The sequence below is a fragment of the Bacillus sp. AFS029533 genome (assembly GCF_002585125.1).
GTDB classification, from domain to species: Bacteria; Bacillota; Bacilli; order Bacillales; family Bacillaceae_G; genus Gottfriedia; species Gottfriedia luciferensis_B.
The window spans coordinates 1-23,755 of the sequence record NZ_NUQC01000009.1; the positions used below are offsets into that span (position 1 = coordinate 1).

Annotated in this window: 24 protein-coding genes, 1 pseudogene and 1 other annotated feature; of the genes and pseudogenes, 20 read left to right on the forward strand and 5 right to left on the reverse strand. The window is 32.0% G+C overall.

The features are described 5' to 3' along the window. Positions 1–423: 423 nt before the first annotated feature. Positions 424–630 (reverse strand): hypothetical protein, encoded by a 207-nt coding sequence (locus tag COE53_RS04735; RefSeq protein ID WP_025568403.1) that lies wholly within the window; start codon positions 628–630, stop codon positions 424–426. 39 nt (positions 631–669) lie between these two features. Beyond that, positions 670–873, reverse strand: coding sequence for a helix-turn-helix transcriptional regulator (locus tag COE53_RS04740; RefSeq protein WP_025568402.1), 204 nt, complete (start codon positions 871–873; stop codon positions 670–672). A 510-nt stretch (positions 874–1,383) separates the two neighbouring features. Here COE53_RS04740 and COE53_RS04750 point away from each other — a divergent pair. The 12 genes and pseudogenes from COE53_RS04750 to COE53_RS04795 all read left to right on the forward strand — a co-directional run bounded on the left by COE53_RS04750 (position 1,384) and on the right by COE53_RS04795 (position 10,329). Beyond that, positions 1,384–1,842: pseudogene (locus COE53_RS04750) on the forward strand (DUF6882 domain-containing protein). A 407-nt stretch (positions 1,843–2,249) separates the two neighbouring features. Further along, entirely contained in the window at positions 2,250–2,705 is a 456-nt protein-coding gene (locus tag COE53_RS04755) for a cell wall hydrolase (RefSeq protein ID WP_025568400.1), read from the forward strand. Positions 2,706–2,798: 93 nt separating this feature from the next. Continuing rightward, entirely contained in the window at positions 2,799–2,969 is a 171-nt protein-coding gene (locus tag COE53_RS23840; RefSeq protein ID WP_175403508.1) for a hypothetical protein, read from the forward strand. Between the two features lie 51 nt (positions 2,970–3,020). Beyond that, positions 3,021–3,271 (forward strand) — a binding site (T-box leader). Positions 3,272–3,352: 81 nt separating this feature from the next. Beyond that, a complete protein-coding gene (locus tag COE53_RS04760) occupies positions 3,353–4,576 on the forward strand; it encodes an MFS transporter (protein WP_029715260.1) in 1,224 nt (407 codons plus the stop codon). A gap of 101 nt (positions 4,577–4,677) precedes the next feature. Beyond that, positions 4,678–4,818, forward strand: a complete 141-nt coding sequence (locus tag COE53_RS23845) for a hypothetical protein (protein ID WP_175495585.1) — start codon at positions 4,678–4,680, stop codon at positions 4,816–4,818. A gap of 405 nt (positions 4,819–5,223) precedes the next feature. Then, entirely contained in the window at positions 5,224–5,802 is a 579-nt protein-coding gene (gene plsY / locus COE53_RS04770; RefSeq protein ID WP_025568399.1) for a glycerol-3-phosphate 1-O-acyltransferase PlsY, read from the forward strand. 173 nt (positions 5,803–5,975) lie between these two features. Beyond that, positions 5,976–6,320 (forward strand): hypothetical protein, encoded by a 345-nt coding sequence (locus COE53_RS04775; protein WP_025568398.1) that lies wholly within the window; start codon positions 5,976–5,978, stop codon positions 6,318–6,320. Positions 6,321–6,407: 87 nt separating this feature from the next. Then, the gene (locus tag COE53_RS24250; protein WP_254664607.1) at positions 6,408–6,566 is read left to right on the forward strand and encodes a hypothetical protein; all 159 of its coding nucleotides are present in this window, start codon (positions 6,408–6,410) and stop codon (positions 6,564–6,566) included. A gap of 120 nt (positions 6,567–6,686) precedes the next feature. Next, positions 6,687–6,854, forward strand: coding sequence for a hypothetical protein (locus COE53_RS24255; RefSeq protein WP_254664606.1), 168 nt, complete (start codon positions 6,687–6,689; stop codon positions 6,852–6,854). Positions 6,855–6,983: 129 nt separating this feature from the next. Then, positions 6,984–8,570 carry a HEAT repeat domain-containing protein gene (locus COE53_RS04785; protein ID WP_091022199.1) on the forward strand — a complete coding sequence of 529 codons (1,587 nt, stop codon included), beginning with the start codon at positions 6,984–6,986 and terminating at the stop codon, positions 8,568–8,570. Positions 8,571–8,813: 243 nt separating this feature from the next. Next, entirely contained in the window at positions 8,814–9,419 is a 606-nt protein-coding gene (locus COE53_RS04790; protein WP_175403507.1) for a DUF4304 domain-containing protein, read from the forward strand. A gap of 70 nt (positions 9,420–9,489) precedes the next feature. Further along, the gene (locus COE53_RS04795; protein ID WP_025568395.1) at positions 9,490–10,329 is read left to right on the forward strand and encodes a hypothetical protein; all 840 of its coding nucleotides are present in this window, start codon (positions 9,490–9,492) and stop codon (positions 10,327–10,329) included. A 171-nt stretch (positions 10,330–10,500) separates the two neighbouring features. On the opposite strand, the gene COE53_RS04800 is transcribed toward COE53_RS04795, so the two are convergent. Then, a complete protein-coding gene (locus tag COE53_RS04800) occupies positions 10,501–11,265 on the reverse strand; it encodes a DUF695 domain-containing protein (protein ID WP_025568394.1) in 765 nt (254 codons plus the stop codon). A gap of 28 nt (positions 11,266–11,293) precedes the next feature. Continuing rightward, a complete protein-coding gene (locus tag COE53_RS04805) occupies positions 11,294–12,175 on the reverse strand; it encodes a 5'-3' exonuclease (protein WP_025568393.1) in 882 nt (293 codons plus the stop codon). A 238-nt stretch (positions 12,176–12,413) separates the two neighbouring features. Here COE53_RS04805 and ilvA point away from each other — a divergent pair, with 238 nt between their 5' ends. The 8 genes from ilvA to COE53_RS04845 all read left to right on the forward strand — a co-directional run bounded on the left by ilvA (position 12,414) and on the right by COE53_RS04845 (position 22,358). After that, positions 12,414–13,673 carry a threonine ammonia-lyase IlvA gene (ilvA, locus tag COE53_RS04810; protein ID WP_025568392.1) on the forward strand — a complete coding sequence of 420 codons (1,260 nt, stop codon included), beginning with the start codon at positions 12,414–12,416 and terminating at the stop codon, positions 13,671–13,673. 327 nt (positions 13,674–14,000) lie between these two features. Then, positions 14,001–14,264: an ArsR/SmtB family transcription factor gene (locus tag COE53_RS04815; protein ID WP_084006945.1), complete on the forward strand. Its 264-nt coding sequence runs from the start codon at positions 14,001–14,003 to the stop codon at positions 14,262–14,264. Between the two features lie 74 nt (positions 14,265–14,338). Next, positions 14,339–15,439: an alkene reductase gene (locus tag COE53_RS04820; RefSeq protein ID WP_025568391.1), complete on the forward strand. Its 1,101-nt coding sequence runs from the start codon at positions 14,339–14,341 to the stop codon at positions 15,437–15,439. Between the two features lie 112 nt (positions 15,440–15,551). Next, entirely contained in the window at positions 15,552–16,742 is a 1,191-nt protein-coding gene (locus COE53_RS04825; RefSeq protein ID WP_025568390.1) for an MFS transporter, read from the forward strand. A gap of 883 nt (positions 16,743–17,625) precedes the next feature. Continuing rightward, entirely contained in the window at positions 17,626–18,819 is a 1,194-nt protein-coding gene (locus tag COE53_RS04830) for a glycine C-acetyltransferase (RefSeq protein ID WP_025568389.1), read from the forward strand. A 50-nt stretch (positions 18,820–18,869) separates the two neighbouring features. Further along, complete coding sequence (locus COE53_RS04835) at positions 18,870–19,832, forward strand: L-threonine 3-dehydrogenase (protein ID WP_025568388.1); 963 nt, start codon at positions 18,870–18,872, stop codon at positions 19,830–19,832. A gap of 151 nt (positions 19,833–19,983) precedes the next feature. Beyond that, entirely contained in the window at positions 19,984–20,991 is a 1,008-nt protein-coding gene (tdcB, locus tag COE53_RS04840) for a bifunctional threonine ammonia-lyase/L-serine ammonia-lyase TdcB (protein ID WP_025568387.1), read from the forward strand. 50 nt (positions 20,992–21,041) lie between these two features. Then, positions 21,042–22,358 (forward strand): APC family permease, encoded by a 1,317-nt coding sequence (locus tag COE53_RS04845; RefSeq protein WP_439097790.1) that lies wholly within the window; start codon positions 21,042–21,044, stop codon positions 22,356–22,358. Positions 22,359–22,439: 81 nt separating this feature from the next. Here the strand turns inward: COE53_RS04845 and COE53_RS04850 are convergent, their stop codons facing one another. Then, complete coding sequence (locus COE53_RS04850; RefSeq protein ID WP_025568386.1) at positions 22,440–23,522, reverse strand: HupE/UreJ family protein; 1,083 nt, start codon at positions 23,520–23,522, stop codon at positions 22,440–22,442. Positions 23,523–23,755 lie beyond the last annotated feature (233 nt).

The following is a 23,755-nucleotide window of genomic DNA, read 5'->3' on the forward strand; positions in this document are numbered from 1 at the left end:
TTATAATACGAACGCATGCAATAGTTGAAGATCAAGAGCTGCTAATATGCTGCTGAACTGGGAGAACCTTTAAAGTTTAAAATAGAATAATAATCAAGAGTATTTTTTCTTATTGAACTAATTCATGCGATAGTTGTATAGTAAAATAGCATATATAAATATGATCACTTAGCAATTTTGGATACTAACTTTAGTTTGGCTACTAGTTGTTTATATCTAGTTGATTTTATAGAAGGATTTTAGCATTATTTAAATACCAAAGTAACATTTTTAAGGATTATAAAAAAATGAAAAGCATGTTTTGAATAGCTTGAACAAAACATGCTTTTATTTTTTATTAATCGACTAATGACTAATTTCTTTAGATTTAAGTTCAGTAAAAAATGAGATTTATACTATTAAAACTTATATTCTAATTTGTTACTACTTAATAAAAAACGCGATAATACCTATGATAATACATAAAACTCCACCCAAAAATTGTCCTAATCCAGATGCTTCTCCCATTAATATTAAATTGAATATGTTTTTACTTCTTTGACTTTTTCCAAATAAGCCTTTGTCTGTTCTCATACGATAAAGACCCCAAGTAATTAAAATTATTCCAAAAATAAATAAGATTATAAGCATTTTCGTTCCTCCGTTGTTTGTTTAAGTAATGTAATGAAACTATTTGTCATCTTCATCAAAAATAAAAGTTTCTTCAATTGATAAATTGAAAACTGAAGCTATTTTATATGCAAGTTGAACAGATGGATTATATTTTTGTTTTTCTAATGAGATGATCGTTCTTGAAGATACACCTACTTTATCAGCTAATTCTTGTTGTGTTATATCATGTTCCATTCTCAATTCTTTCACTCTATTTATCATAACTCCTCCTAATTAAAGGACATGATTATAAAATTTTCTAGATACCATATCACTTATTATCAATGAAACTAAAAGTATAAATAATGCAGCATTTATTGAAATTACAACAAAATTGGATAAAAACATAAAAATTAAAAGTTCACATACAAGCAAATTCAAGGAAAAATAGGCAACTTTCCCATCAATTATCATATCTCTTTCGTCATACTCCTTTGATAATTCCTTTTCTACTTCAGTGTTATTTCTAGATTTAATGTAAGAGGCTATTGAATATAACAAAAGTATTCCGCCTAATAATAACAAGATAAATCCGAAATTAAATCCTACCGATTTATTGAAAATTAATTTTATACTCCCAAATACAATGAGCAAACTTGACAATAAAAAGCGATTTTTTAGAGAAACTCTTTTTTACTTTGAGTTTCTCTCTTTTTAATTCTTATATAACTAACGCATGATTTAGTTATATATCAAATTTGTTTTTATGATTAACCTAGAATGGAGAATATTATGACTATGACGGATGAGCAATTTGATCAATATCTTGATTACTGCTACGATAAGTTAGAAAAAAAACAAGAGGAATTATTCAAGAATTACAATATAGGTAGTTTTGAAGAGTACTAGTATGATCAAGAAACTGGAATTTTACAATTTAAAACAGGTGGTAATGTAAAGTTAGAATTTAATGTGATTTTTATTGGTTCCTGGTCAAGTAATAGTAATACTTGGATGTGGTCTTGGGGTAATGAAAGTATGACTGAGGATGTAAAAAATAATTCAATAGTGTTAAAAGAACTGAAGGAGAAAACAGGCTTTGGTATTTTTACCAATCCATTTTTCGAATGTGATGAGGAAATGGCTCACGAATTAACCTCATTTGCCGTAGAACACCTCAACGCTAAGGGAATGTATATATCCCCTGATGGAAGGAGTCAATTGTTTATGGCAATTATGTCACTAAATTAGAATTCCTTATGTAACTAACGCAATGCATTAGTTGATGATCCAGGGCAACCAATTCTATTTCCAAAGGCTAGTTCTTAAAAAAATGAAACAACTGATTAAATCGGTTGTTTTTGAATATACTTAGTATTTACTATCCTTTGCAGGCTATTAGTATTATTGTTCTCTTTATATTTACGAAAAACAGGGTGACAATACCTTGTAACTCCATATCAAAGAGACCAGTCCCTTCTGCAACATCGTAGCCTTACATGTATTTAATATCACTAATTTTCGCTTTAGTTATATGCTTTTTGGACATTGATTAATAACCTTCTTTCCTAAAGAATGTAATTATCATTTCTAATAGCGAGGTTTTTTTAACGTAAAAAGTTGTGAAAAATCATATCTTGAATAAAGGGGGTTTTTCTATGGCTCGAATAAAATACAATCAAAGTGATGTTGAATTATTGGCAAGATTAATCCGAACCGAAGCGGAAGCGGAAGGACAAAGGGGGATGTTGTCTGTTGGTGCTGTAGTGATAAATCGAGCCTTGGTCAAGTGTTCAGATTTCAAAAATGTTGATACAATCCGAGAGGTCATTTATCAATATCATGGGAGCGACGCTTCCTTCGACGCGATTCAATCGCCATCATTTTATCAAAGAGCGACCGAGACTTATTTAAAGCTTGCCAGACAATGTTTACAGAATTGGCGACTATATCCTGCTGTGTATTCTTTGTGGTATTTCAATCCATCGGGAGCGGGAGTTCATAATACCCAGTGTCCTCCTAAATGGTATGGTCAGCCTTATGCGGGGGTTTGGAAGAATCATTGCTTTTATGAGCCGACTGGTGCGGAATGTGCGGAAATTTACGAAATATAATATAAAAAAAGAGCCGAAATTTAGACTGCACCCCTTAAAGTAGATGTTGAAAAACCCACATTTGGGCAACAGTGATTTTAAGGGGTGTTTCTTATGGCGAAAAAAGGACAAAAGTTTCAAAAATATAGTATGGAAATTAAGGCAGAAGCAATCCGTTTAAAAGAAGAAGGTTATTCTTATAAGCAAATTGCTGACAAGCAGCTACCAATCCAGGTGGCTTTTTTTTCGACTAAATGGCAGAATAATGCAATAATGAATAAATAAAAAACAGTAGACAAATAAGACAGAAAAGTTATAATAGTATAAAAATAAATTATAAAAACTTTGAAGAGAAGAGTAAATAGAATTCATTCATCTTAGAGAGCTCCAGTTGCTGAAAAGGAGTATGAATGGTCCATTGAAGCAAGACTCTGAGTTTCATATCGGAACCAATAATGGCGATGGTATGACAGGCGCTCCTGTTATAGAGTATGAGTATGTTTAAAATGTACTTAATGAGGTTAATGTGATGACATATTAACAAACTGGGGTGGCACCGCGACACGATAGGTAAACTCGTCCCCAAGACTACGGTCTTGGAGGGCGAGTTTTTTTATTTGTACAAATTAAAAAATTTATTTAGAGGTGTAAAATGAAAAAAAAATAAGATGTATATTACTTGGAAAAATCCTTTGCTTTTATTATTTGGAATAGGCGTTTCAAATATTGGAGATTGGATTTATTTAATCGCACTAAATCTAATTATCTATGATATGACGAAATCTGTTTTGGCTGTATCCACTCTTTATGTCTTGAAACCATTAGCAACATTACTTACTAACCTATGGGCTGGTAGTTTAATTGACAGATTTAACAAAAAAAATTTAATGGTATTTTTGGATTTTTTGAGGGGATTATTAATATTCTTATTACCAAGTATATCATCTGTTTACCTGATCTTTATCGTCGTATTTATCGTCAATATGGGAAGCTCAATGTTTTATCCAACATCAACAACTTATATAACTAAATTAATTCCACAAAATCAGAGGATTCGATTCAATGCTTTGAGTAGTTTAGTACAATCTGGAGGATTCCTAACTGGACCAGCTATCGCAGGACTACTTTTTCTGATTGGCACACCTATGTTTGCTATTAATATTAATGCGATCTCATTTATCATTTCAGGAATTGTAACAGCTTGTTTGCCTAATTTGGATAAGGTAACAATGCGACAGGTAAAATATGAGAAGCTCTCCTTCAAACTAATTAGGAAAGATTTAACTGAGGTTTTAAAGTTCAGCCGTAAATCAAGTTACGTTATGATAATTTATTTTTTGTTTAATAGTATATTAGTTTTAACGGCTGCTATTGATTCATTAGAAGCAGTGTTTTCAAAGAGCGTACTTCATTTGAGTAATTCAGAATATGGTGTTCTAGTAAGTATTGCTGGAGCAGGAATTGGTATAGGTGCAATTAATAATACAATTTTTGCAAAAAGACTACATCCTTCTTGGCTTATGGGGATTGGGACAATTTTTTTATCATTAGGATATATCGTATATTCATTTTCTAATTCTTTTTCAATGGCTGGATTCGGATTTTTCATATTATCATTTGCGTTGTCTTTTGCAAATACGGGATTTGATACATTTTACCAATCCAACGTAGATGTTAAGATAATGGGAAGAGTTGGAAGTATCTATGGTTTTGTTGAGGCAATATTAGTGATAGTTTCAACTATGCTAATCGGATATTCTACTCACTATGTATCGATTAAAATGTCAGTAATTGCTGGAAGTCTTATTATGCTATTTTTAGCGGTATTTTTAAGTGTATTTATTATCCGACCTTCAAACGAAAACTATTTCAGAAGCATTGGATATAAATAAGTTTTTAGAATTTAGTAAAAAAAATTTTCGTTCTTATGCAACTAACTGATGCTTTATTGTATAAGCTTGTGCAGAGAATCTTGTTAATTAGGAGGGATTTAATGAAAAAACTACAACCTCTTCGGATTCAAACTGGGTGGAAAGTTACCTTTAACTCTTTCATTGAATTGGATCCACAAGAATTAATTGATGAAAATGATGAAAACTGGTGGGAATTTAATGAGGATTTATTGCAAACTTGAAAACAGTGATAAGAATCTAATTTTAGATTTAGGTTGGTATGGGGAGCGCAATTTGAATTCTGGATTTTTTAAAATAAACCTAATACAGAATTTTAACTGGGAAAAGCCTTTAGTAGAATTTATATCAAAGGAAAAAAATGAAATTATAGATAAAATTGAAGAGTGTATGAATTCTTATTAAACTAAAAGCATGTTTGAGTTGAATACCAGCTGCCAATATAGGTGGCTTTTTTTATTTAATATAATGGCAGTTTAGTTACATAAGAGGGTTACTCAGGAAAGACATCGAAGTAGTTAATTTAAAAAAGTATTCAAGTAACAAGGTTAATGTAAGTAGGATTGCAGAAAAATCATATACAATAAATAGAAATACTTACTTAACAAACTATGTAAGGAGATAGTACTTTGAACATTATAACTTTGATTGTAAGTTATTTAATTGGCTCAATCTCTTTTGCTTTAGTAATCGGTAAACTGTTTTATAAGAAAGATATTCGTAATTACGGTAGTGGTAATCTTGGTGCAACGAATGCTTATAGAGTTTTAGGCCTAAAAGCAGGTGTAATTGTTGCAATTGCTGATATATTAAAAGGTACATTTGCTTGTCTACTTCCCTTAATACTTGGTTCCACAGTTAACCCTATTGTATGTGGTTTATTAGCCATATTAGGGCACATATTTTCTGTTTTTGCTAGTTTTAAAGGTGGAAAAGCTGTTGCTACAGCAACTGGAGTTTTCTTATTTTTGACTCCTTTAGGTGTTTTTGTTGGCTTTGTTGTCTTTGTGTTAACTTTGCTATTTACTAAGTATGTATCACTAAGTTCAATGTTGGCTAGTATAGCATTATTCATTTACAGTCTTATATTTGAAGATAAAGTTATCATTGCCCTTTCTCTACTAATAAGCTTAACAATAATCATTCTACATCGACAAAATATAAAGAGAATTGTAAATGGAACAGAGAACAAAATAGTTAAAAATTAATGTTTACTTATTGAACTAAAGCATGCTTTAGTTCGATAACATTTTGGAGCTGTGATCGGCTTCTTTTTTTTTTCAACGAAATGGCAGTTTCGTGGAATAAGAAATGATAAGCTTATTAATATGAATTTCTATGTTAATTCAAATAGTTTTTAATTTTTGGGATGGTGTACAAAATGGTAGGTATTGATTTTACCTTAGCTAAAGGCAAAAGAAGAAGAGACTGGTTAGATATAAATAGAAATGTGAAGTTTTCTGAAAATATTCACTTTCATCTTCGTGGTAAGGAAAGGAATAATGTAAGCTTACGTTTATTACTTGATTTAGATCAATACAGTGATAAGCTTTTTTCAGAGAAAGAAATAAAAGAATTACTCAGTATTTCTGATTATTTGTTAAGTAATTACCAAGCAGAATATGACAGAATGGAAAAAGAAATAAGGAAATTTGCAAGTGAGTTAAAAGAGCTTTGTTTAGAAGCAATCGAACAAAATTTATTCATCATCGCACTTGGTGATTAAGTATAGAAACCTTAGTTTATTTAATGATATGCAGCTAATAAAGTGCTTTAGTTACAAATGTGAATTGTTGTGGGATGGTGAGTAATAATGAAATGGAATGAGATTAAAACAACTGAGGATATAAAAAAACTTCAAATTTTATTTGGAGGATTCCATGATAGTTGTTTAAAAGAATTATATTTGTGGACAGATAGTTTTGTAGATGAAGATTTAACAATGGCTATGACATCGGGAACTAATGTATGAATACTTTTTCAAAGACAGTTTGAAAATACATCAGCAATAGAATTATTGTTTGAAGGTGTAAAACAATTCCACATATCACCTCCTCCAGAACACTCTGATTCAGTAATTTATGGAGCTTCTTTGTTAATTGAAGATGAATTAATTTATTGGGGTGATGACAGTAGTTGGAGTCCAAAGAAGAATATAGATTATGGTGTAAGTTGGATCTCATCTAAAAGACTTAGATGGAGAGATGTTAGTTCATGGATTGGAGAAAAAATGAGATATGGTGTAATTAGTGAAGATTAATTCATTTTTCTTATGCAACTAAAGCATTGCAATAGTTGAAAAACACATAGCATCAGTTTGATCGGTTCTTATTTTTACAATTATATTGAAGGATTCATTTGTTAAGTTGCAGAGAGGAGGAACAATAGTATGATACGCAGATTTTTTAAAAAGAAACAAACATTGTACCCTGCAGATAGTTACTCTAAGGAGTATATAGAAAATATGCTAAAAGCGAGTGAGTATGAATTAACAAGAATACCCACTATTTTTTCATTTTTATTAACTAGCTCTGATGATCTAAAAATTAGAACAGCAAAAGTTCTTTATGAATATGTCATTTCGTTAAACATTCTTGAATTATCAAAGCTTGATAACTTGTTTAGAGAAAGAACTTCATTAGATTGGTCATATGATTGGAGAAATGAATCCCCAGAGAATTTATTATTACCGGATATGTCTGATGATGAGAAGTTAATAATACTAGGATTATGTAGTTTTCATCCAAATGGATATTTTAGAGAAAAAGCGATACATTTATTAAATTTGGATGATTCAGGTAAAGAATTGCCTTATTTACTTATTAGATGTAACGACTGGGTTACAGAGATAAGAGAGACTGCTAAGAAATATGTCAAGATTCGATTAACAATTAAGAATGTAAATCACATCGTAAGTAATCTTCCACTATTCTTTAAGTTAAAGAACACGAAGCGAAATGATAATAGTGTCTTTGAAGATGTAGTCCAGTTGTTATCCCAAAAGGAATCGTTACCTTTTTTAGACGAGGGTACAAAATCAGACTTTACTAAGATTAGATATTTCTGTTATCAAACGATTATATATTCCAAATTAGTTAATAAAGAAATACTTATAAATTATCTTAAACTAGAAAAAGAACCTCACCCACGTCTTTTACTCTTTAATGAAATAATAGGTGATATTAGTGTTAATGAATTTAAAAACTATTACCCTATTTTGAAAAAGGATAAATTTCCAATGATTCGTGCAAAGGTATTAGAGAAATATTATTCTTTCTTTCCAGGTGAGAGCGTTTTAGAACTTGAAAGTGCACTATTAGATAAAAGTGGTACAATTCGATCTATTGCAAGATTCTTATTAAAAAAGCAAAACATAACTGACTTCGCTCCTTTTTACATTCGTATGATCAATTCGGAACAATTTCTTCGTGGAGCAATATTAGGGTTAGGCGAAGTAGGTAAGAAAGAGCACGTCCAGTTGATAATTCCGTTTTTAGGTAATCTTAATGTTTCAATAGTTAAAGCCGCTATCTATGCAATATCTATGTTAGATGGAGAAAATCAAAAGGAATATTTTATGAGACTGCTTGATCATAAACAAGAAGGAGTAGCTAATGCTGCTAGGAAATCATTAACTAAAGTTTACTATAATGATATGAAAGAACAATTATCTAATTTGTTTAAAGAAACTAAATATGAACATACAAAATATAATTTAGCTCTTTTACTTTGTTCACTATCTAAATGGGATGCGATTAACTATATTATTGAGTTTTATGTAAATACGGAAGATACTGTAATCTCAGATATAGGGAGAAAAAATTTTGTTAAATGGATAGGAAATTTTAACCGTATTTTTGATTCACCGACTATGAATCAAATTGAAGCTATTAAATACACATTAGCTAAATATGGTAGAAAATTAGAAAAACAAGAAGTAAAAGATATTGAATTCTATATAAAAGGGTTTCAATAATTTTGACTATGATACAAAATTTGTTCCATTTATTATGGAATCAGAAATTAATAATAGTTAGAGTTTCGAATGTTTCACTTAGACTCGAATGGTATAATTTAACAACATGATCGGCGCTGTTTAGTCGTTTTTTTTATTGAAGTAAATGTTAGTTTAGTGCAATAAGACATTTAGGTTTTATTAAGCTAAATTATTATGTATGAATCGTAACAGACGATTTCATTCAAGGAGATAAATATGAGTATGCAGAATGAATTAAATCAAATAGTCAAAGAAACAATTGCACCTTTATTTAAAGAAAATGGATTTAAGAAGAAAGGAAAAAACTTTGCTAAAATATTTCCTGACTTTGCCTGGACTGTTAACATCCAATCTTCTAAATGGAATACAAAAAATGAAGTAGAGTTTTTATTTAATACTGGAATTTATTGCGATAAAGTATATACCACTTTATCTGAAATGAAATCTCCAATATTTCCATTGGAATTATACTCGATGTTAAGACTACGAATAAGTGATATAAAAAATATACGTGAAAATTGGTATAAGATATCAGATAATACGGATATTGAAGAAATAAAAAAGCAGGTGGAAAGTGACATTGTAAATGTTATAATTCCTTATTTTGAACAGTATAAAACAGTCGAAGATATTATTAATTTTATAGAAATAATGGAAGAACAGGGGGAGTGGGAATGCCCACATCATTTAACACTTCTTTATCATTATTACGGTTATCCTGAAAAAGCACAAAAAAGAATGAAAGAAGTATATTTAACATCCAAGTTTGATACACAAAAAGAGTATATAAAGGAACTTTCCACAAAAATTGGAATAAACGTGAATTAATAGCATACCTTAGATAGTTCAATTTTTAAGAGATTAAAATCATAGTTTAAATGTGTTTGGAGGAAATTTTTTGAATGATTTAATTATAGATACTGTTGCATTTTCAAAAGAAGAATCTAACTTTGATACATACGAAATAATAGATGCAGATTGGAAAGATGAATATGGATTAATAGTACTTCTTAAGGAAAAAAAGAAGTATACCCTCTTCTTTAATGATGAAAATTTTCTTTCACTCAATCTTGAGGTAGATTTCCCAATTGTAAGATGGGTAGATAGGGAGACAATTGTTATTGTAGATTCTAGGGAAGAATTAAAAAAGGATAATGTTTTTATTTTAAATATGAATGGTATTATAGTAGATTCCTTTAACTGTGGAGATGGTGTAGAAGATGTCGAAGTAGGTAAGGAAGGGATTTGGATTAGTTATTTTGATGAAGGTGTTTTTGGAAGTGGAATTTCTACAGAGGGTTTAGTGTTATTCAGCTTAGAAGGTAAAGTGCTTTTTAGATATCACTCTGATTTATTTAAAGGTCCGATTATAGATGATTGTTATGCAATTTCTAAAGGGAAGGGATCGTCCATATGGCTATATCCATATTCTCAATTTCCATTGATACAACTATACCCTGAATCAAGAGAAATAAACACTTATAAAGTCCCTGTAAAATTTCGTGGTTCACATGCTATAAGCATAAGATGTAAGTATGCATATTTTTATGGTGGCTATAATTCAAAAGGTGAACTTTATTGTTGGGAAATTGGGAAGAAAAAACATGAAATGATAGGGAGAATCGATGGGAGAACAAGAGGATTAGGTAATGGTGAAAGTAACCATTTCATTTCTATGTCAGATAAATTGATAAGATTACATAAGATAATAAAAGATGATGAATTTACTTTTTCTTAAATATTGATTTATAGTTATTGAAAAGATTGTGAAGGTAAATGGAATCCATCCTCCATCCTTAGAAGTTAATTTCTTAATGACTAAATAAAAAGAACACTACTTTTTTAGTTACTCAAAAACCGTAGTGTTCTTTTCTATATTTTAAGCATATTTTAGATTTGAAGTTAAAGTTTATTTTTTGATAACAAGAGTTTCCCATCCATCATAATGACCACCGAAATGTTCTGAAGCTTCAATTAAGAAATCAGTTAATTCATCAATACTATCTACATCAACATGATCTTCTCTAGAAATACGGACAGTAAATTCATACTCTTCATCTAAATCTTCATCAATATTTGAATACTTTCCTTCAAAATTAAATCCTTCTTTTGCTATTTCGTTAATAAACTCATTTATCTTTATTTCATCATTAAATAAAATGAAATGTTCGACTTTACGAGGTAATTTTAATTTGTCACCTGATCTTTTTAATTGCTCAATTAATTCAGCATTACTTATATGCTGCAAGTGGTATTGATTTGGATAAAGAAATTCGAAATAATATTCCCAAAGTTCCTCTTCATCCATACCATACACTCCAAATGCGTAATTATTGGCTACAATGATTTGTTCAGCAACTTCAATTAGCATTTTAGGATCTTGTTCCGAAGTATAATAGACAAGTTCTCTAAAACCATCAGTCGTAACTCTTCCAACATTAAGGTAGAGTTTTGGATTAATTCGTTTTTCGATTTCCTTATTAACTTTTTCTAAAACTTTTAATTCATGTTTACTAGGAAAACCTCGTTCGTCTGGATTTTTTAATTGTAGTTTTATACAAACAATAGTTGGATAATCTTCAATATTTACTTCTTCAGTTACTTCCATATCTAATACTACAGTAGCAGGTTTATCATCTATAAAACTAAAATACGCATTCCAATACTCAGACATTTATATTTCTCCTAAATAAATTTGACTTTTATCGCTTAACACGAATTTCTAATTCCTCAAGTTTTAGTGACAATTTTTCTTCATTAATATTAATTTTTAAATCTTCAAATGTATATTCAGCAAAATGAGGTATATCAATTGTAATCGCAGAAAGCTCTTTACTAATAAAAGTAGAGTCCTTACCTGCTTCTAATTTCTTTTTGTAGCGATTAAATTTAGTATCAAGATTTTCCATATTTTCGTACAATTCTTCAACTGAGTTATAAAGTTGAATTAATGGAATAGCCGATTTTTCTCCTACTCCAGGGCAACCAGGTATATTATCACTTGAATCACCTAATAATGCTTTTACATCAACCCATTGTTTTGGATGGATTCCATAATCATTACTAAAGTGCTCTAAGGAGTATACAATTTCACCAGTTTTTTGAGCAATGATTTGAGAGGTATGCTCGTTTATTAATTGTAATAAGTCTCGATCATTACTATAAATATAGCATTTATTTTTTACAGAATTAGACCAATTATTTGATAAGGTTCCCATTAAATCATCTGCTTCATAAGGTGCCATTTCAAGTTGAGCAATACCGATTTCTTCTAATGCTGTTTTTAAAGTGAAATATTGTTCGATAAGTGGCGATGGTAGTTCTCCACGAGTTGCTTTATAAAAATCATATTTATTTCGACGATCTGTTTCTTCACGTTTAACATCCCAAGTAATTGCTAGATGAGTAATGTCATGTTCTTTAATTAAGTTAAAAAGCTTAGGAATAAAAACTCTTAATGCATTTATATAAACGCCATCTTTCGTTTTAGAAAGTTGTTCATCACTTCTGCCATAAGAAGTTGCAAAATAACCTCTACTTAATAAGTTAAAGCCATCAATTAATAATAAAGATTGATTTTCCATTTTATAAATCACCTAATATCTATATATTTAATATCAAAATGATAGCATATCCTACCGAAAATGATAACTAGTGTATTACTGCCAATTAGAATGAAAGTACCGATATTAAGCATATTTTATTGCATTCATGTGTAATGACATAAAACTTTCATTAGAATATAGAATTTTCTGTTTATTTATTAATTAACTTTTACTATAATGGAGTTTATATAAAAAAATGCAAAGGGTAGGTAGTTATATGGAGAAAGTAAAAAGTACTGTTAAGATTGAGGATATTTTAGTTGCCTATAATACGTTAAAAGAAGTTACGAATAAAACACCTTTGCAGATTAGTACAATGCTTAGTGAAAAATATGATTGTAACGTATTTTTAAAGCGAGAGGATTTACAAATAATCCGCTCATTTAAGCTTAGAGGGGCATATTACAAAATTAGCAACTTGTCTTATGAAGAAAGACACAAAGGGGTTGTATGTGCGAGTGCAGGCAATCATGCTCAAGGCGTAGCATATACATGTAATCAATTGCAGGTGTATGCGAAAATATTTATGCCATCAACAACGCCGAATCAAAAAGTATCTCAAGTGAAATTCTTTGGTGGACCATATGTTGAAGTTATCTTAATCGGTGACACCTTTGATATTGCTCATCAAAATGCACAAATTTATTGCAATGAAAATCAAATGACATTTATTCATCCATTTGATGATCAAGATGTAATTGCAGGGCAAGGTACAGTAGCAGTTGAAATATTAAATGAAATTGACCGTCCAGTAGATTATCTTTTCGTAGCAATCGGCGGAGGTGGGTTAAGCTCTGGGGTTGGAACATACATAAAAGGAATTAGTCCTTCAACAAAGGTAATTGGAGTAGAGCCGATGGGTGCTGCTTCGATGGCTGAATCGATTGCAAATGGACGAGTTGTAACCTTACCTTTTATTGAGAAGTTTGTTGATGGAGCAGCGGTTGGCCAAGTTGGCTATTTAACATATGAAATCTGTAGAGATGTACTTGACCAAGTTGTCGCTATTCCAGAAGGTGAAATTTGTACAACAATTTTAGAGCTTTACAATAAAAATGCAATCATTGCAGAGCCCGCTGGAGCTATGTCTGTATCAGCCTTAGAATTATTTAAAGATGAAATAAAAGGGAAGAATGTCGTTTGTATCGTATCTGGTGGAAATAATGATATTGATCGACTTCAAGAAATAAAAGAAAGGTCTTTAATTCATGAAGGACTAAAACATTATTTCATCATCAACTTCCCACAACGATCTGGCGCATTACGTGAATTTCTTGATAAAGTATTAGGACCAAACGATGACATTACGAGGTTTGAATACACAAAGAAAAACAATAAGGACAATGGGCCAGCACTAGTTGGAATAGAATTGGCCAATAAATCCGATTACAAAGCATTGATTGAGCGAATGAATTGTCATGAAATTCAATTCATGGAAATAAATAATAATCCAACATTGTTTAATTTACTTATTTAGACTATTTAATTACTATAGTGAAATAACCCACAAGGTAATATTTTCTTTGTGGGTTTTTGGTTTTATCATCAAAAATGCTTATGAACGTATCACTTCGAAGTATATAATTTGTCCGCATTTCTTCTTAAAGTATATTCTCAGAAAAATACAACACCCTAAAATTAAGAAAAGCTATCACTTAAAGTTCAACTATTCTCTGCTTCAAATTAGGCTAATTCTGTTTTAAATATTTTTGAAATCGTGGCACTTGACATCATAAACTACATAAAATACAATATTTCTAGAAATACTGAAATAAGCGTTGGTTTTTGAGAGGAGGTTAAAGTGGTGAACGATGATATTGCAGTAAAGGTTTATAAAGCATTAGGAGAATCTACTCGTTTACAAATTGTTAAAGTACTTGCTAAGCAATCTGAATTAGCTTGTTCAGAAATGAAAAATCAAATAAAAGTATCGGCCAATTCTACATTGACACATCATTTAAAACCATTACTTGATTGTGGCTTGCTAACAGTCCGCAAAGAAGGAACCTTCAGATACTATAGTTTACAACGAGAAGTTTTGGAAAAATATGCACCCGCTTTACTTTAAAAATAAAGCGGTATAATTTTACTTTATATTTCAGTATTTATAGAAATACCGAATAATCTAAGGGGGAAATGAATATGAGTTTAGTAAGCAAAGATAATACTAGTTGGGGAAAATTAGAAAATGGTCTAGAAAGTAAACTTTTTGAACCAGTAAAAATAGGTGCTTGGAATTTACGTAGTCGTACTGCAATGGCTCCATTAACAAGAAGTTTTGCAGATGATCAAACGGGTGTAGTTGGCGAGGATATAGTTGAATATTATCGCAAACGAGCTGCAGATGGCGTAGGTTTGATTATTTCTGAAGGAACAGTCATTAGTCCACGAGGAAAAGGTTACCCAGGTATTCCAGGAATTTATTCTGAGGATCAAATAAAAGCTTGGAAAAAAGTAACGGATGCTGTTCATAAAGAGGGAGGGACAATGATTTCTCAAATCTGGCATGTAGGACGATTATCTCATCACGAGCTTGCTGGAAATAAGCCACCTCAAGCACCATCAGCGATTCCTGCAGAAGGATTAGTTTCTCGTTTTCGTAAGCCGTATGATATACCTGAAGAAATGACTACTGAGGATATTAAAGAGGTAATCAATCAATATGCTCAAGCAGCTAAAAATGCCATTGAAGCAGGTTTTGATGGAGTCGAAATTCATGCTGCACACGGATACTTAATCGACCAATTTAATTCAGATGTTACAAACCATCGTACAGATCAATACGGTGGTGATCTTCCAGAAAGATTAACTTTCATGAAAGAAGTAATAAAAGCAGTTATCGAAGCAATTGGTACTGAAAGAACAATGATTCGATTTTCTGCTCATAAAGCTGATATTCCGGGTTATATGTGGGAAGACCCAGAATATGCAATTCGTACATTCATTGAAGCATTCAAAGAAGTTGGTGCAACTTTATTACATCCTTCGATTATGCAATTTGATCGTATACTTGCAGATGGTAAAACGATGCATCAGCTTGTTAGAAAGTACTGGGATGGAATTATTGTTGGAGTAGGAACGTTAAATCCTGAAATGGCAGAAAAAGCAATCGTTGAAGGAACAATTGATGTTGCTGCGTTTGGACGTCCTCTAATTTCGAATCCAGATCTTATACACCGTTTGAAAAAAGGTGAAGCAATTGAAGAATATGATGTTAAAAAGCATCTAAATGTTCTAATCTAAGCTTTAATTTGAATAGATAGTAAGAAGGAAGCTAATCAAGTGGCTTCCTTCTCTAAAGTTTACTATTTCGGTATTTATAGAAATATATAATTATGATGAAAGGAATTAGTTTATGACAAATAAAGGGAAAATTTATATTTTAGCAATGATCAGTTTTTTAGTAGGAACTTCACAATATGTTATTTCAGGTATCTTAGATAAAATGGCCGAAGAATTAGGTATTTCGATTGAAGCTGCAGGGCAACTAATTACGGTGTATTCATTAATCTATGCGATCGGTACACCGATATTAATGGCCGTATTAGCTAAAATGGAACGACGAAAATTATTACTATTTTCTTTAAGTGTATTTATTTTAGGTAATTTATTAGCAGTAATTGCACCTGGTTACGGTTTGTTTATGGTTGCGCGTATTATAATGGCATTAAGTGCAGGAGTTACAGTTGTAACTGTACTAAGCTTGGCTGCAAAGATCGCACCAGCAGATAAAAAGGCAAGTTCAATTGCAACTGTTGTCATGGGATTTACTGCTTCACTCATTATAGGTGTCCCAATTGGTAGATTTATAGCAGCTGCCTATGATTGGAGACTGGTCTTTCTTGGGGTTGCCATATTTGTTTTAATCTCTTTAGCAATTATCGTTAAAACAATTCCACAAACACATGGTAATCAACCGATTCCATTATTGCAGCAAATTTCATTGGTTAAACAACCAAAAATTGCATTAGCCTTATCTATTACATTTTTCTTAATGAGCGGATATGGCATCGTATTTACTTATTTATCACCGTATCTTATTCAAACTACTAAGATGAGCGATCATGTTTTAAGTTTTGCTCTTCTAATACTTGGTATAGCTAGTTTATTTGGATCTAAATTCGGGGGATTCAGTGCAGACAAGTGGGGGATTACGCTTACATTAAAACGAGGATTAGTACTTAATATATTATCGATTTTATTATTATCATTCATCTCTAGTTCAATCAATACAGTGATCATTATCCTTACATTATGGTCATTTTCTGGATGGTCATCTGGAGCAACACAACAATTTAACTTAGCAACAATTTCTCCTAAATCATCTGATGTTTTATTAGGTTTAAATCAGTCAATGATGCAATTAGGCTTTGCATTTGGTGCAGCAATCGGAGGGCTTGCAGTCAGTCAATTGTCCATCCGTTCAATTACATGGATGGGCTCAATTCCTGTAGTGGTTTCTTTAATCGTTACGGTTGGATTATCACGTTATTTAATGAATGAAAAGAAAATCAGTCAAGCCGTTGGCACACAAATAAGAGCTTAAATGGACTAATTTATAATTGGAAACTTAGTTTTGTGAAAAAATAATTTATACTTTATTGGGGCTGTCTTATGTGTCGGATAAATTGACAAATAGGCGCCCCTTTTTAATGTCGAAAATAGAATGTACGTGTGCTTTGATCGATCTTTTTTAGAGAAATTAAGAAATTTTTTAATGGATTTAATAAGAATCAGAGAAGTTTTGCTTATTTCGATATGAAAGGATCTTAACTACACAGATTTTAAGTCAAAATACCATTACCAGTATAGGTAATTATTTATTTTATTTGCGATTCTTTAGGATTTAATTGCAGATTTGGTAATTTTAATTGCGGTTTATGGATTTTAATTGCGGTTTTCGGATTTTAATTGCGGTTTTGGATTTTTAATTGCGGTTTTGGATTTTAATTGCGGTATACGGATATTAATTGCAAATTTGATAATTTTAATTGCCATTTTAAAATTTTATTTGCACTTCTCAAATGTTTATTTGCAACGCCTCATCTTTACACATTTCAAACATATTTTTACAGCTAAGACTTAAATCGACATGATTCTTCTTTCACCTCTTATTCACCCCTAGATATTTTACTGAAAAAACAAATTGAATAATATTCGAATTATATGAATCTTTATAATAAATTAAATTCAACCTTTTTCGAATAAATTTTAAATAAAAGTATTCCTAATGCAATGTAACCGATTTATAATTGAATTCGGAAAGCCTCAAATAAGCATATTGTAATCAGTACATAAAAAATTTTCTCTTACAAAAATGGAAAATAATAAAACGATAATTTTTTATATTTATTTAATAATAAGTAATAGATATAAAATGGGGGCTTACTCCTTTTAGATAAATAAACTTAATTAAGGAGCTGGTATTTATGTCAAGCAAGACATTAGAAGCATTTTTAACTCCACAGTTAGCTGAGTTAAAAGAGAAAGGGCTCTATAATGAGATTAACTCTTTAGAAGGTTCTAACGAAGCTACTATTCAAATTAGTGGTAAACAATTTATAAATTTATCTTCAAATAACTATCTTGGTTTTGCGACTCATCCTCGTTTAAAACAAGCTGCTATTGAAGCGACTGAAAAATATGGAGTTGGTGCAGGAGCGGTACGTACGATTAATGGTACGATGGATATCCACGATCAACTTGAAAAAGCGATTGCTGAATTTAAACATACAGAGGCTGCTATTGCATTCCAATCTGGTTTTAACTGTAATATGGGTGCTATTTCAGCAGTTATGACAAAAAAAGATGCAATTCTATCTGATGAATTAAACCATGCTTCAATTATCGATGGTTGCAGACTTTCTGGGGCAAAAATTATTCGTGTAAAACACCAAGATATGGATGATTTACGTGAAAAAGCAAAAGAAGCTACAACTTGTGGCTTATATGAGAAAGTTATGTACATTGCTGATGGTGTTTTCTCTATGGATGGAGATGTAGCAAATATTCCTGATATCGTAAAAATTGCTGAAGAATTTGGCTTAATTACATATATCGATGATGCTCATGGTTCTGGCGTTATGGGTAAAGGAGCTGGAACAGTTAAGCATTTCGGATTATCAGATAAAATTGATTTCCAAATTGGTACACTTTCTAAAGCAGTTGGTGTTGTAGGTGGATATGTAGCTGGTTCGCAACAATTAATCGATTGGTTAAAAGTTCGTGCACGTCCTTTCTTATTCTCTACTTCTTTAACACCAGCAAATGCTGCTGCATGTATTGAAGCAATTCGTATTATGTCTGAAGAACCAGAAAAAATCGACAAGCTTTGGGAAAATGGAGATTATTTAAAAGCTGGTTTATCAAAACTTGGATTTAATATTGGTGAGTCTGAGACACCAATTACACCATGTATTATCGGTGACGAAAATCTTACACAAGAATTTTCTAAACGTTTATACGAAGAGGGAGTTTATGCGAAGTCAATCGTATTCCCAACAGTACCACTTGGAACTGGTCGTATTCGTAATATGCCAACAGCTGCGCATACTAAAGAAATGCTAGATGAAGTTTTAGCTATTTATGAAAAAGTTGGTCGTGAATTAAACGTTATTCAATAATTTTAAAAATTAATTTCGATATATTTTATTACTATAAGGTGGACTAAGGAATGAAGAAAATATTAATTACTGGTTGTTTTGGACAAATCGGTTCAGAATTAACTATGCGTCTTAGAAATGAATACGGTAATGATAATGTTGTTGCGACAGATATTCGCCGTCTTGAAGGTAGTCCAATTTTAGAAACTGGTCATTTTGAAATTTTGGATGTAATGGATAAAGAAAAAATGTTAGAGATTGCTAAAAAGTATGAAGTTGATACTTTCATTCATTTAGCTGCTCTTTTATCAGCAGTTGCAGAAGCAAAACCTACATTAGCTTGGGACTTAAATATGGGTGGATTAGTGAATGCTCTTGAAGTAGCGAGAGAATTAAGCTTAAAATTCTTTACCCCAAGCTCAATCGGTGCATTTGGACCAGCAACACCAAAGGATAACACACCACAAGATACAATCCAACGTCCAACTACAATGTATGGTGTTACAAAAGTAGCTGGTGAATTATTATGTGATTATTACTTTGAAAAATTTGGCGTAGATACTCGCGGCGTACGTTTCCCAGGCTTAATCTCTTATGATACAGTGCCAGGTGGAGGTACTACTGATTATGCTGTTGATATTTATTACGAAGCATTAAAAAATAAGAAATATACTTCATTTATCGGTGAAGGAACATACATGGATATGATGTATATGCCTGATGCAATTGATGCAATTATTAAGTTAATGGAAGCAGATCCATCAAAACTTAAACATCGTAATGCATTTAATATCTCAGCGATGTCATTTGAACCAACTCAAATCGCGGCATCTATTCGTAAATTCATCCCTGAATTTACATTAGATTTCGACATTGACCCTATTCGTCAAGGTATTGCCAATTCATGGCCAAATTCAATTGATAGCTCAGCTGCAAAAGAAGAGTGGGGCTTCGATCCGAAATTTGATTTAGATCGTATGTCTGAAGATATGTTAAATAAATTAGCTGCAAAGTTAAACGTAACTCAAGCTTAATCAAAAAAGAAGGAGACAGTTGTCTCCTTCTTTTTATTTTCCCTTTTGTTTACTAATTCCTGTTTTTGGTATTTTGTTTAGTACTTTGACACAAACTTATCATGTATCAAGAATGAAAAATTAAAATGCTGTTAAAAAAGGAAGTTAGAAGATGAATAATTTAGATCACAAGGGTTTACCTTTAACGATTAAAGAGATTAAAACTGCATATGAACTTTTAGGGGGTAAAGTTCGAAAAACACCATTAGTAAAATCATTTTATTTAACTTCAAAGTCGGATGGAGAAATTTATTTAAAACTTGAAAATATGCAATTAACGGGCTCATTTAAATTTCGAGGTGCATTTAACAAAATTTATCATTTAACTGATGAAGAAAGAAGTAAAGGAATTATCGCATGTTCAGCTGGTAATCATGCACAAGGTGTAGCATTATCTTCAAAGCTATTACATATTAAGAGTAAAATCATCATGCCTTCATCTGCACCAAAAGCAAAGGTTGAAGCAACAGAAGGCTACGGATCAAATATCATTTTATACGGTGATACTTTTGATGATGCGAAAGACTATTGTGCTAAAGTACGAGACGAAACTGGTGAAACATTCATCCATCCTTATGATGATATTTACATTATGGCTGGTCAAGGGACTATTGGGATTGAAATTTTAGATGATCTTTGGGATGTTGATACAATCATTGTTCCAATTGGTGGTGGTGGCCTTATTTCGGGAATTGCAGTCGCTTTGAAATCATTTAACCCTTCAATAGACATAATTGGAGTTCAAGCTGAGAATGTACATGGCATGAAAGCATCAATAGACGCCGGAGAAATAGTGAGTAACTATATTGCTCCTACAATAGCCGATGGTTGTTCTGTTAAAGTTCCAGGGAAATTAACATATGAAATTGTAAAAGAATTAGTAAGTGAAATAATTCTTGTAAGTGAGGATGAAATAGAAGTAGCAATGAAGGATTTACTACAGCGCGGTAAAGCAGTTGTGGAAGGTTCTGGTGCACTAGCGACAGCAGTAATTTTATCTGGTAAAGCTTCAAAATATATAAGAGATAAAAAAGTAGTAGCGATCATATCGGGTGGTAATGTTGACCTCGAGAGAATTTCCAGTGTTTGTGAACATTTCTTTGGAAATGAAGTAAAGTGATTTATTAAGAATGGGTGATCCGATTGTCGGAAAATAAATTAAGAAGAGAAATGGGATTTATTGCAGCTTTAACTACTGTAATTGGTACTGTAATTGGTGGTGGGGTTTTCTTTAAAGCCACAGCTGTATATGGCGCAACTGGATCTGCGAGCTTAGGCTTATTAGCATGGATTATTGGAGGCATTATTACAATTTGTGCTGGTTTATCAGGTGCTGAGCTTGCCGCAGCAATTCCAAAAACAGGAGGAATGATTGCCTATTTAAAGCACACATATGGAGATCTGACTGCCTATTTACTCGGATGGGCACAAACGATTATCTATTTTCCAGCTAATATTGCCGCTCTCTCGATCATATTTGGTACGCAAGCAGTTTCCATCTTTGGTGTCCCTGCCAATTCTAATCAATTCACTGTAAGTATTATTGCTGTAGTTACTGCAATTTTTATCACTTTAATGAATTTTTTGGGAGCAAAAACTGCTGGTAGTATTCAATCACTTTTTACGTTTTGTAAACTAATACCGTTGGCGATTTTGATTATATTTGGATTATTACATGAAGGAAATGTAACTTTTCAACTTTTTCCAGTTGAAGTAGGAAGTGATCGAAGTTTTTTACCAGCACTTGGATCAGCTTTACTTGCTACGATGTTTGCATACGATGGTTGGATACTCGTAGGAAATATAGCCGGAGAAATGAAAAACCCTAAAAATGATTTGCCAAAAGCAATCGTATTTGGCTTAGCAGCTGTAATGGCTGTGTACCTTTTAATTAACATATCCTTTTTATTTGTATTAACCGCAGAACAATTAGCTAGTACATCTACACCTGCCACTGAAGTTTCGAAAGTCTTATTCGGTAACTTTGGAGGAAAACTCGTCTCAATCGGAATTTTGATATCTGTATTTGGCACAATTAATGGCTATACAATGACAGGTATGAGGGTTCCATATGTAATGGCTAGAGAACAAAAACTTCCTTTTAGTAGTTGGTTTGGTAAATTATCTAAAACTGGTGTTCCATATAATGCTGGTCTATTTATCCTAATAGTTGCCATATTTATGATGTTTATAGGTGGATTTGACTTATTAACTGATATGTTAGTATTTGTCATTTGGATTTTCTATACATTAACATTTATTGCGGTTTATATTTTACGAAAACGGGAACCAGATCTAAAAAGACCATATAAAGTACCTTTTTTACCTTTAGTTCTCTCAATCGCAATAATTGGGGGGATCTTTATAGTCGTTAATACACTAATGACGCAAACTATTTTAGCTTTTTGGGGAATTGGTTTAACGTTAATTGGACTTCCTGTTTATTACATGTTAGGGAAAAATCATGTTGTCGTAGATGATGAGTGAAAAAGGTAGGAATTTTTCCTACCTTTTTGAATGTAACCATACACTAGTTATTAATTTTTATGGATAACAATTATGGCTGCCTCATTGGAGTCTTTGAATAAACCAATAAAATGCCAACACAAAAATAAGGCAAGACATTGAGACCACCATTTTACGATACCATGGGAAACGTCGTAGCAAAAGCAAAAAAGGAAGTAAAAGGCAGAGGACCATGAGCTGGCCAACTTCCACACCTAAATTAAACGTCAGGAGAGAGCCAAGTTGATTACTCTTTGGAAGTCCAGTTTCAGCCAAGGCTCCGGCAAAACCCATACCATGAATCAAACCAAATATGGCCGTCAATAGCCATCGCCATTTTGCCTTTTGAACAAATATGTTTTCTACTGCCACATAACAAATTGTCAGGGCTATCAAGGATTCGACCCAGTACGGGATGACGTGAATGCGACCGGTCGCCACTAGGAATAGTGTAACGCTGTGGGCGATTGTAAAAGCAGTAACAATCTTCAACGCATCCTTGAGTCTAGTTGCGATTAATACTAAGGATAATAAAAATAGCAAATGATCATAACCTGACAAAATGTGTTCGATTCCAAGCTTAAAGTATTTCCACAAAACAGCGCTAATATTAGGCTGGGGAAGATCATTAGGAGGATCCTTAGGAAGGTTGATCATAATATCTCTATTAGTGCTATCAATCATATTCTGCTGAAAATAATCCCCTACATGGACCATGAGTACACTTGTATGAGCAGGCACATCGTCAAACACAAGATCGTAATGAAGATTAAATTGTTTGATGTTTTCATCGGCGATAAACCTCATTTGATATTCCATGCCTCTTATAACACCCTTTTGCGCCATGTTCATCGAAACCAATTCCATTGTTAAGGGCTTTGAATCCACATCTATGCGAAGGCCTTTCTGTAGATAGGATTCGATTTTTTGCGTGGCCGATTCATCATTCACCAGATTATCTAAGTCAGTACCGAAATGTGGAAACAAGTCCTTTTGTTCAATAAAAAGATCATAGAGAATCTCGTTCCCTTCAATGTTTAAATCTGAGTAGCTCATATCTATGGAATGAGCATGTGAAGTTTTGGTTGGCCCCAAAATTAATAGGAACATGATGACGAATATGGACAGAAATGAACGCTGCTTCATAGTAGATCCTCTTTTCATGAAATGTTAGTATTACAATCTGCAAATAGTTATTCCTGTTACGAACGTTCAATCTGCAATCTGAACATGTTGAGCCAATATCCCGTTGCAGAGCAAGGAAATGCAGCTTTAGTACGTCTTTGAAACTATTAATATTCCAAATGGATGAGGGGGAGAAAGGTGATCTCCCCCAGTTTCATTACTGATCCATCCTAAATTTTGCTAATGTGATGACA

Bases quoted from the DNA above. Each gene is read 5' to 3' on its own strand.
- COE53_RS04735 (WP_025568403.1), bottom strand. From the start codon at position 630: ATGCTTATAATCTTATTTATTTTTGGAATAATTTTAATTACTTGGGGT.
- COE53_RS04740 (WP_025568402.1), bottom strand. From the start codon at position 873: ATGATAAATAGAGTGAAAGAATTGAGAATGGAACATGATATAACACAA.
- COE53_RS04755 (WP_025568400.1), top strand. From the start codon at position 2,250: ATGGCTCGAATAAAATACAATCAAAGTGATGTTGAATTATTGGCAAGA.
- COE53_RS23840 (WP_175403508.1), top strand. From the start codon at position 2,799: ATGGCGAAAAAAGGACAAAAGTTTCAAAAATATAGTATGGAAATTAAG.
- COE53_RS04760 (WP_029715260.1), top strand. From the start codon at position 3,353: ATGTATATTACTTGGAAAAATCCTTTGCTTTTATTATTTGGAATAGGC.
- COE53_RS23845 (WP_175495585.1), top strand. From the start codon at position 4,678: ATGAAAAAACTACAACCTCTTCGGATTCAAACTGGGTGGAAAGTTACC.
- COE53_RS04775 (WP_025568398.1), top strand. From the start codon at position 5,976: ATGGTAGGTATTGATTTTACCTTAGCTAAAGGCAAAAGAAGAAGAGAC.
- COE53_RS24250 (WP_254664607.1), top strand. From the start codon at position 6,408: ATGAAATGGAATGAGATTAAAACAACTGAGGATATAAAAAAACTTCAA.
- COE53_RS04785 (WP_091022199.1), top strand. From the start codon at position 6,984: ATGATACGCAGATTTTTTAAAAAGAAACAAACATTGTACCCTGCAGAT.
- COE53_RS04790 (WP_175403507.1), top strand. From the start codon at position 8,814: ATGCAGAATGAATTAAATCAAATAGTCAAAGAAACAATTGCACCTTTA.
- COE53_RS04800 (WP_025568394.1), bottom strand. From the start codon at position 11,265: ATGTCTGAGTATTGGAATGCGTATTTTAGTTTTATAGATGATAAACCT.
- COE53_RS04805 (WP_025568393.1), bottom strand. From the start codon at position 12,175: ATGGAAAATCAATCTTTATTATTAATTGATGGCTTTAACTTATTAAGT.
- ilvA (WP_025568392.1), top strand. From the start codon at position 12,414: ATGGAGAAAGTAAAAAGTACTGTTAAGATTGAGGATATTTTAGTTGCC.
- COE53_RS04820 (WP_025568391.1), top strand. From the start codon at position 14,339: ATGAGTTTAGTAAGCAAAGATAATACTAGTTGGGGAAAATTAGAAAAT.
- COE53_RS04825 (WP_025568390.1), top strand. From the start codon at position 15,552: ATGACAAATAAAGGGAAAATTTATATTTTAGCAATGATCAGTTTTTTA.
- COE53_RS04830 (WP_025568389.1), top strand. From the start codon at position 17,626: ATGTCAAGCAAGACATTAGAAGCATTTTTAACTCCACAGTTAGCTGAG.
- COE53_RS04835 (WP_025568388.1), top strand. From the start codon at position 18,870: ATGAAGAAAATATTAATTACTGGTTGTTTTGGACAAATCGGTTCAGAA.
- tdcB (WP_025568387.1), top strand. From the start codon at position 19,984: ATGAATAATTTAGATCACAAGGGTTTACCTTTAACGATTAAAGAGATT.
- COE53_RS04845 (WP_439097790.1), top strand. From the start codon at position 21,042: ATGGGATTTATTGCAGCTTTAACTACTGTAATTGGTACTGTAATTGGT.
- COE53_RS04850 (WP_025568386.1), bottom strand. From the start codon at position 23,522: ATGAAGCAGCGTTCATTTCTGTCCATATTCGTCATCATGTTCCTATTA.